This is a genomic window from Micromonospora sp. NPDC049580, assembly GCF_040675595.1.
Taxonomy (GTDB): domain Bacteria; phylum Actinomycetota; class Actinomycetes; order Mycobacteriales; family Micromonosporaceae; genus Micromonospora.
Genome location: NZ_JBFAPG010000254.1, coordinates 1 through 8,983, shown reverse-complemented (window position 1 = coordinate 8,983; position 8,983 = coordinate 1). Strand labels below are relative to the sequence as shown.

Here is an 8,983-nt window from a genome sequence, read left to right as displayed (position 1 = left end):
CGCTGGTGCGTCAGCGCCAGCGGCCGGATCCGTACGTCACGGGTAGTACACCCGAGGGCTGGTGAAGATGCCGTGCAACGTTCCGCTGCACGTGTAGACCTCGACCACCGCCACGGCGGAGCCCTTGAAGTTGTTCATCACGTTGACGTTGCGGCTGATCGGCCCGAATCGGCCGGTCCGGTTGAGGTCGTAGTAGATCCAGGAGGTGTTGCCGTTGTTCGTGGTCCGCAACTGCAGGTACGCCGTGCACCGGGACTGGTCCGGTGTGGCGTTCATGTAGAAGTCACCCACCACGGTCTGGTTGGAGCCCTGGTACGAGATGCACGAGCTGATCGGGTAAGCGCCGGTGCAACCGCCACCCGAGGCCGCCTGGGCCGGTCCCGGGGCGACGAGGAGCGCCGCCAGTGTGACAACCGTGCCGAGGATGGTGCCCAGCAGTCTTTTTCTCATACCGTTCGCCTGCCTTTGTCCGGTGCCCGACGGTGCCGGGCCGATGCGGACACCGTCGCCGACCGAACCTGCAGGAACCTCGCCGTATTCTTGCCCGCCCCGACGGCTCGGCCCGACGGCTCGGCCCGGGCGCGCGGTCAGGAGCGGGCGAGGCGGCGCAGCAGCGAGTCGGCGCCCAGCGGGTACGCGCCGTGCCGGCGTACGCCGTCGGCGACCTCGCGGTCGGACGAGATCACGACGACCGGGCGGCCCGCCGGCTCGGCGCGGACCAGGCGGCGGATCAGCTCGTCGGCGGTCTCGCCCTTGCGGGAGAAGAGCACCCGGACGCCGCGGGGCGCGGGCGGCAGCCCGTGCATCCGTTCGGCGCCGTCGAACACGACGGTGACCTCGTCTCCGGTCTGCGCGGCGATCCCGCCCAGCCCGGTGATGAGGCGCTTGCGCTGCTGCTCCAACGACATCTCGCCGAAGCCGCGCTTGGTGACGTTGTAGCCGTCCACCACGAGGTGCGCCCGGGGCAGGGCGAGCAGCTGGTCCAGTCGGGCCGGGTCGTCGGTGTCGCGGGCACGGGCGGCCGGGCCGGCCGGGGCGGTGCCCGGCTGCTCGGCGAACGCGTCGGCGACGAAGTCGGCGGGGAGTTTGTCCACCGGGTCGAGCGCCAACTCCCGGCGCAGCCCGACGGCGGCCTGACCGATGGTCTCCAGCAGCAGCCAGAGGCGGGCGTCGTCGACCGAACGCGCCTCCTTGGCGCTGGCCCGGGCCACCCCGGCGGCGGCCTCCGCCTCGGCGAGCCGGGCGCGGGCGCGGCGCAGTTCGGCGTCCACGTCGGCGCTGGCGCGTGCGGCCCGGCCGCGTTCGGTGGCCAGGAGTTCGCTGGCCTTGCGCTCACGGGCCTGCGTCTCGCGCAGGGTACGGGCCAGTTGACGGGACTCCTCGCGGAGCTGGCCCAGCTCCTCGCGGACCCGCGCCAGCTCGTCGCGGAGCTTCTCGGCCTCGACCCGGGCCACCGCCCGGTCGTGTTCGGCGCGGGTGGCCCGCTGCTCGGCCTCACGGACCAGCTCGGCGACGACGGCGCTGTCCGCCTCGGCGCGGACCGCGGCGCCGCTGGCGTCGATCAGCTCCCGCCAGCCGCGGGGTCGGGCCAGGTAGGCCAGCGCGGCCACCTCGACCGGGTCGGCGGCGGCCGGCGCGGTGCCCTCGACCACGGCCGCGCCGAGGTCGCCGGCGTCGGCAAGCACCCGGGCGGTGACCCTTTGCCGAAACAGCGGGTCGGCGGTGAGCTGGGCGGCGATGGCCGGGGTGCCGAGCCGGGCCCGTCGGTTGGGGGCGAACTTGGCCACCCGGCGCAGCGGCACCGGCACCTCGTCGGCGGGCAGGGTGGGCAGCACGGTGGCGGTCAGCGCCACGATCCGCTGCCGGACCGGCTCGGGCAACGTCGGCTCCGGCTCGACTGCCGGATCGGCACCCGAATCGGCAGGTGTGTCACTGCTGTCCGGGTCGCCCACGGCACCGCCGCCCCCGACCGGATCCTCCTGCGGGAGGTGGTCGTCGTACGGCTCGGTGAGGGGCATGTGGCAAGTCTCCCACCGCGACCGGGCCCACCGCCCGGTGAGTGAGCCGATCTCTCATCCTAGCCCCATGGTGACTGCTGGGACGGCTGCGACGGGAGTGTCGGACCGGGGCGCTAGCGTGCCGCCGATGGCACAGGCGGAGTACGTCCAGGAGTCACTGGCCGGTCTCGACCCGGCGGTGGGCGGGGTGGACCCGGCCCTGCCGCTGTACGCGACGACCTTCGTGGTGGTCGACCTGGAGACCACCGGCGGCGCGCCCGACGGCGGCGGCATCACCGAGATCGGCGCGGTCAAGGTGCGCGGTGGCAAGCACCTGGGCGAGCTGGCCACCCTGGTCAACCCGGGGCAGCCGATCCCGCCGTTCATCACCGTGCTGACCGGGATCACCCAGGCCATGCTGGTGCCGGCGCCGCCGATCGAGCAGGTGCTGCCCAGCTTCCTGGAGTTCATCGCCGACGCGGTGCTGGTCGCCCACAACGCCCCGTACGACGTGGGGTTCCTCAAGGCCGCCTGCGCGAAGCACGGGCACCGCTGGCCCAACCCGCGCGTGCTGGACACGGCGGCGTTGGCCCGGCGGGTGCTGACCCGCGACGAGGTGCCCAACCGCAAGCTGGGCACCCTTGCCGCCTACTTCCGCACCGCCACCCAGCCCACCCACCGGGCGCTCGACGACGCGAAGGCCACCGTCGACGTGCTGCACGGTCTGATCGGCCGGCTCGGCGGGCACCGGGTGGACACCGTCGGCGACGCCATCGAGTTCGCCCGGGCGGTCACCCCGACGCAGCGCCGCAAGCGCCACCTGGCCGAAGGGCTGCCCAAGGTGCCGGGGGTCTACATCTTCCGGGCCGCCGACGACCGGCCGCTCTACGTCGGCACCTCGGGCGACATCGCCACCCGGGTGCGCAGCTACTTCACCGCCGGTGAGAAGCGCGCCCGGATCTCCGAGATGTTGGGCGCGGCCGAGCGGGTCGAGGCCGTGGAGTGCGCCCACTCGCTGGAGGCGGAGGTCCGTGAGCTGCGGCTGATCGCCGCGCACGCCCCGCCGTACAACCGGCGGTCGAAATACCCGGAGCGGATGTTCTGGCTCAAGCTGACCGACGGGCCGTACCCCCGGTTGTCGATCGTCCGGGATCTGTCCCCCACGGACACCGCCTACCTCGGGCCCTTCACCTCCCGGCGGGCCGCCGAGCTGGCCGCCGCCGGCTTCCACGACGCGGTGCCGCTGCGCCAGTGCACGCACCGGCTCTCGCTGCGCACCGTCACGCCGGCCTGCGCGCTGGCCGAGCTGGGTCGCTGCCCGGCACCCTGCGAACACAAGATCACTCCAGAGGAGTACGACGACAGAGCAGCCGGGCCGTTCCGCACCGCGACCGCCAGCGACCCGCAACCGGTGGTGGACGCGCTGCTGGCCCGGATCGACGTGCTCGCGGCCGACCAGCGCTACGAGGAGGCCGCCGTGGTGCGGTCCCGGCTGGCCGCGGTGCTGCGCGCCACCGTGCGGATGCAGCGGCTGGCGGCGCTGACCGGGATCGTGGAGCTGGCCGCCGCCCGACCGGCCGCCCGGGGCGGCTGGGAGCTGGCCCTGGTCCGGCACGGTCGTCTGGCCGGAGCCGGGGTGTCCCCGCCCGGCGTCCACCCGCGACCCACGCTGAACGCCATCCGCGCCACCGCCGAGACGGTGTCGGGCGGGCACGGCCCGGTGCCGGCGGCCACGGCGGAGGAATCCGAGCGCATCCTGTCCTGGTTGGAGCGGCCGGAGACCCGGCTGGTCGAGATGTCGTCCGGTTGGTCCTCGCCGGCGGGCGGGGCGGGCCGCTTCCGTGACCTGCTGGCGAAGGCCGAGAGCGGGGCGTCGCACCAACTCTCGACCGAACGCTCATGACCAACTGACCGATCGGACTACGTCGACTCCCTTAGGCTGTTAGAGAAGTGCAGTCCTGCCCGTTTCGTGGGCCTGCTCCCGATCGCCCGGTCCGGCGGTCGCGGAGCCGGGGTGAGGAGGTGTCCCTCGTGGACGTCGACGCCGGACACGGCGCCGCCCTGGGGGGCGCCCTGCCGACCCGGTCTGGTGAGCTGCCCCTGACCCGCCGACTGCGGTCGTTGCTGACCTGGCCGACCACCGACTCCGACCCGGTCACGCACCTGGTCCGCACCCATCGGGGCATCCACGCGGGCACCGACCCCGCCGTGCTGCGCCGGGCGTACACGATCGCGGAGAACATGCACCGCGGCCAGTTCCGCAAGAGCGGGGAACCGTACATCACCCACCCCCTCGCGGTGGCGCAGATCTGCGCCGAGCTGGGCATGGACACCACGACGCTGGTGGCGGCGCTGCTGCACGACACGGTCGAGGACACCCGCTACACGCTCCAGGCGCTGTCGGAGGACTTCGGCGGCGAGGTGGCCCACCTGGTCGACGGGGTGACGAAGTTCGACAAGGCGTTCTACGGCAAGGCCGCCGAGGCGGAGACGATCCGCAAGATGATCGTCGCGGCCGCCAAGGACGTCCGGGTGCTGATCATCAAGCTGGCCGACCGGCTGCACAACATGCGCACGCTCGGTGTGCGCTCCGCGGCGTCCCGGGAACGGATCGCCCGCAAGACCCAGGAGGTGCTGGTCCCGCTCTGCGACCGGCTGGGCATCCAGACCCTCAAGCGCGAGCTGGACGACGTGGTGCTGCTGCACCTGGAGCCCGAGGAGCACGCCCGGCTGGCCCGGCACGTGCACGATCGGCCCGGCTGGGACTCCTACCTCGACGCGGTGGTGACACGGGCCCGGGTGGCGCTGCGCCGCAGCCGGGTCGACGCCGAGGTGAGCCCGCGCCCCCGGCACCTCTACTCGATCTGGAAGGACACCATCGCCGGCGGCCACACCGCCCCGTACGACCTGCCCCGCATCTCGGTGGTGGTCGACGGCCCGGCCACCGACTGTTACGCCGCGCTGGGCGCCATCCACGGCACGTGGCGGCCGATCCCAGGCCGTTTCAAGGACTTCATCGCCTCACCGAAGAACAACCTCTACCGCTCGCTGCACACCAGCGTCTGCGGCCCGCAGGACCGCACGGTGGAGGTGCTGATCCGCACCGAGGAGATGCACCGCTCGGCCGAGTACGGCATCGCCGCCGACTTCCGCTTCCCGCGCTCGGGCAGCGGCAGCGCGGCGGCCCGGGCCGAGCAGTTGGACTGGCTGCGCCGCGTGCTCGACTGGGAGCCGGACGCCGCCGACCCGGCACAGTTCTACGAGTCGCTGCGCTGCGACCTCGCCGAGGGCCAGATCCAGGTCTTCGCCGACGGGCGCCAGGTGGTGCTGCCGGCCGGCGCCACACCTGTCGACCTGGCGTACGAGCTGGGCAGCCAGCGGGGCGACCACTGCCTCGCCGCCCGGATCAACGGCCGGCTCGCGCCGCTGAGCTCGGAGCTGGACGAGGGCGACGTGGTGGAGATCTTCACCGAGAACGACGGCGACAACGGCTTCGAGGCCGGCGTGGCGCCGCGCGGCCCGCGCAAGGAGTGGCTGGGCTTCGTCAAGTCGCCGCACGCGCAGATGCAGATCAACAGGTGGTTCGCCGAGCACACCGAGCCGGGCATCACGATCAGCGACAAGGTCCGCCTCGGTCGGGCCACCATCGGGCTCGCCCTGCGCCAGCACAACCGCGGCCTCGCCAGCGACCTGCCGCTGCTGCGGCTCTCCGAGGAGCTGGGCTATCCCGACCTGGAGACCCTGCTGGTCGCGGTCTTCGACCGGGTGATCGAACCGGACACCGTGGTACGCCAGCTCATCGACCTGGTCGACCATCGACAGTGACCCGCCCGGCCCCAGCGCGTCCGAAGGACATTCGTGACCACTAGCCTGGGGTCATGATCCCCCGTTCCCGCGCCACCGGTCGGGCCATCTTCTACCAGGCCTTCTACCGATTGCCGCTGCCGGTGCGCCGTCGCCTGGTCAAGCTGGCCGTGCCCAAGTACATCGTCGGGGCGGTCACCCTGGTCCGTGACTCCGAGGCGACGGGCGCGGGCCGGCTGCTGATGCTGCGCCAGCCCCCCGGCAAGGGCTGGTCGCTGCCCGCCGGCCTGCTCAACCGGGCCGAGCCTCCGGTCGTGGGCGCGGTCCGCGAACTGTTCGAGGAGTCCGGCATCCGGCTGCCACCGTCCCGGCTGCGCCCGGCGGTGCCGAACGCGATCGTGCACGCCAAGGGCTGGGTGGACATGGTGTTCGAGACGGAGGTGCCGGCGTCCAGCACCGAACTGGCGGTCGACGGCGCGGAGGTCTTCGAGGCCGCCTGGCATCCGCTGGACGACCTGCCCAAGCTGACCTGGCCGACGGCCCGGCTGCTCGCCTACTACGACATCGGGCCGCTGGCCGGGCAGTTCCCGCCTCCGGTGCCCGACACCGCGCCGTGAGCGAAGCGGGCGGGCCGGCGGACCTCTGCGCGGTCGTGCTCGCCGCGGGTGAGGGCACCCGGCTGCGCCCGCTCACCGCACGGGTGCCCAAGGCGCTCTGCCCGGTCGGCAACGTGGCACTGCTGGACCGGGCGCTGGCCCGCCTGGCCGGCCTCGGCCTGAGCGGCCCCGCACGCGTCGCGGTGAACGCCTGCTACCTCGCCGACCAGGTGGTCGCGCACGTCGGCGATCGCGCCCACCTGTCGGTGGAGCCCGGTGACCCGCTCGGCACCGCCGGTGGGGTGGCCAACCTGCGGGACTGGATCGGCGGCCGGCCGGTGCTGGTCGGCAACGCCGACGCGTACCTGGCCGACCCGGCCACTCCCCCGGGCCCCGACGTGGCCGCGCTGTTGGACGGCTGGGACGGGGAGTCCGTACGCCTGCTCGGGCAGCCCGCCGCCGACCCGAGGGCGCCCGGCACCTTCGCCGGGCACTGCTTCACGGGGTTCTCGCTGCTGCCGTGGCGGCTGGTCCGCGACCTGCCGGTGGTCTTCTCCGACCTGGTACGCGCGGTGTGGCGGCCGGCCGAGGCGGCCGGCGCGCTGGAGGTGGTGCCCTACCCGGGCACCTTCTACGACACCGGCACCCCCGCCGACTACCTGGCGGCCAACCTGCACGCCGCGAGCGGCGACGTGCTGGTCGACCCGGCCGCCACGGTGACCGGGCGCTGCGTGGAGTCGGTGGTCGGCGCGGGCGCACGGGTCGACGGCGACGTGCGCCGCACCGTGGTCTGGCCCGGCGCCCTCGTGCGCAGCGGCGAACGGCTGCACGACGCGATCCGGTTCGGGGACGCCGGCACCGTCCAAGCCGCCCCGCACGGCTGACCCGCGCGCCCGCGCCGCCGGGCCGGCCGCTCGCCGCGCCGCCGGCTCCGCGGGTCGGCAGACCGGTCGGTTCGGCGCGTCGGCGCGTCGGCGGGATGATTCGTGTGAGCGGTATACCTGTGGGTCATAAACATGACTCACAGGTATACCGCTCGTTGGCGACAACGCCTGCCCAAGCTGTGGGCATACCTGGAGCGACGGCTGATGGCGACAGCGCCGGGCACCCGACACCGGGCAACGGCGACGGGCGCGGGAGGACGGTGCCGGGTGCACCCGACCCCGGTCCCGTCGGGAACATCTAGCATGGGCAACGACGCCAACGAACGGAGAATTGCCCCGTGATCACCGCGATCGTGCTGATCGACTGCGCCACCGACGCGATCCCCGAGGTGGCGGAGGCCCTCGCCAATGTCACCGGCGTCAGCGAGGTCTACTCGGTGGCCGGGCACGTCGACCTCATCGCCATCGTCCGGGTCCGCGAGTTCGACCAGATCGCACAGGTCATCGCGGGCAGCATCTCCAAGGTGCCGGGTGTGCTGAACACGGAGTCGCACATCGCGTTCCGGGCGTACTCCCAGCTCGACCTTGAGGAGACGTTCGCGATCGGCCTCGCCGACGCCGACTGACCCGCCGGGCCGCGTGGACGGCCGACGCCGGACGCGGCGCGGCCGGTCCACCCGTGCGGGTGGACCGGCCGTCTGCTGCCGCTACGTCAGCTTTCGCTGGGCGCGGGCCGCTCGGTGGTGCCGAGGCCCGGTTCCGGGGACTCGGTGATGCCACCCGGAGCGGGCGACTCGGTGGTGCCACCCGGAGCCTGCGACGAGGTACCCGGGCTGGGCGTACCGCTGGCGCTGGCCTGCGGGACCGGGATGCCCAACTGGTTGGCGAGCTGGACCAGCTCGTCGTAGTGCGTCTGCAGCGTCGGCAGGGCGGTCTGGGCCAACTGGACCACCGACTGCTCGGAGCCCTGCGAGATCTCCGTCTGGGTGGCCTGGATGGCCTGGACGTGACCGGCCAGCTCACTGGTCACCCAGAGCCGGTCGAACTCCGCGCCGCTGACGTTGTTCAGCTTGTCGATGACCGCCTGCTGGTCGGTCGTGGGCTCGTTCGGCAGTTCGACCTTGAGCTGGGACGCGGTCTGCTGCACCGTCTGGTCCAGCTGGGTGTGGTCGGTCTTGAACATCGCGCCCAGGTCCTTGACCCCCTGGTTCTGGCCCTTCTGCTGAGCCAGGTCACCGGCGGTGATTTCGAACAGGTTCACCTGGTGCAGCGCCTGCAGATACTGGGTGTCCTGCGTCGACGGCTGTGCCGCGGCCTGCGCGGCCGCAGCCGGCGCGACGCCTACCAGCACCAGCGCGGCCAACAGGCCGAGGCGTTTGAGACCCAACATGCTTCCCCCCTTGAGACGTTGGACCGCACGGATACCCGGCTCACGGGGGTTATTCCTGCGATCGCCCGACGCGCGGGGTCGACCGGTCCCGCCGTGGCCGTCCGACTCCTGCTCGGATGGGCGACGGGACACCGACAACGACGTGGGGGGCGCCGGGAGTGGGGGGGGGGGCCCGCGGGGGGGGTGTGGGGGGGGGGGTGGGGGGTGGGTGGGGGGGTGGTTGTGGGGGTTGGGGGGGGGGGGGGTGTGGGGGTGGGGGGGGGGGGGGGTTGGGGGGGGGGGGGGGGGGGGGGGGTTGGGGGGGGGCGCGCC

General features: G+C 73.3%; 8 protein-coding genes. 5 read left to right on the top strand and 3 right to left on the bottom strand.

The features are described from left to right. Positions 1–36 precede the first annotated feature (36 nt). Together AB0J68_RS19960 and AB0J68_RS19955 are read right to left on the bottom strand one after the other, a co-directional pair. Complete coding sequence (locus AB0J68_RS19960; protein ID WP_363939858.1) at positions 37–450, bottom strand: hypothetical protein; 414 nt, start codon at positions 448–450, stop codon at positions 37–39. A gap of 137 nt (positions 451–587) precedes the next feature. Further along, positions 588–2,018: an NYN domain-containing protein gene (locus AB0J68_RS19955; protein WP_355066907.1), complete on the bottom strand. Its 1,431-nt coding sequence runs from the start codon at positions 2,016–2,018 to the stop codon at positions 588–590. A gap of 127 nt (positions 2,019–2,145) precedes the next feature. Between AB0J68_RS19955 and AB0J68_RS19950 the strand changes: the two genes are divergently transcribed. The 5 genes from AB0J68_RS19950 to AB0J68_RS19930 all read left to right on the top strand — a co-directional run bounded on the left by AB0J68_RS19950 (position 2,146) and on the right by AB0J68_RS19930 (position 7,907). Continuing rightward, positions 2,146–3,900 carry a DEDD exonuclease domain-containing protein gene (locus AB0J68_RS19950; RefSeq protein WP_363939856.1) on the top strand — a complete coding sequence of 585 codons (1,755 nt, stop codon included), beginning with the start codon at positions 2,146–2,148 and terminating at the stop codon, positions 3,898–3,900. A gap of 128 nt (positions 3,901–4,028) precedes the next feature. Beyond that, entirely contained in the window at positions 4,029–5,822 is a 1,794-nt protein-coding gene (locus tag AB0J68_RS19945; RefSeq protein ID WP_354861576.1) for an HD domain-containing protein, read from the top strand. Between the two features lie 53 nt (positions 5,823–5,875). After that, entirely contained in the window at positions 5,876–6,418 is a 543-nt protein-coding gene (locus AB0J68_RS19940; RefSeq protein WP_354861549.1) for an NUDIX domain-containing protein, read from the top strand. Next, entirely contained in the window at positions 6,415–7,281 is an 867-nt protein-coding gene (locus AB0J68_RS19935; protein WP_363939855.1) for a sugar phosphate nucleotidyltransferase, read from the top strand. The genes AB0J68_RS19940 and AB0J68_RS19935 overlap by 4 nt, the downstream gene beginning before the upstream one ends. Before the next feature lie 338 nt (positions 7,282–7,619). Further along, complete coding sequence (locus AB0J68_RS19930) at positions 7,620–7,907, top strand: Lrp/AsnC ligand binding domain-containing protein (RefSeq protein ID WP_354861552.1); 288 nt, start codon at positions 7,620–7,622, stop codon at positions 7,905–7,907. Positions 7,908–7,993: 86 nt separating this feature from the next. Here AB0J68_RS19930 and AB0J68_RS19925 read toward each other — a convergent pair whose 3' ends face one another. Beyond that, complete coding sequence (locus AB0J68_RS19925) at positions 7,994–8,671, bottom strand: DUF4142 domain-containing protein (RefSeq protein ID WP_354861553.1); 678 nt, start codon at positions 8,669–8,671, stop codon at positions 7,994–7,996. Between the last annotated feature and the right edge of the window lie 312 nt (positions 8,672–8,983).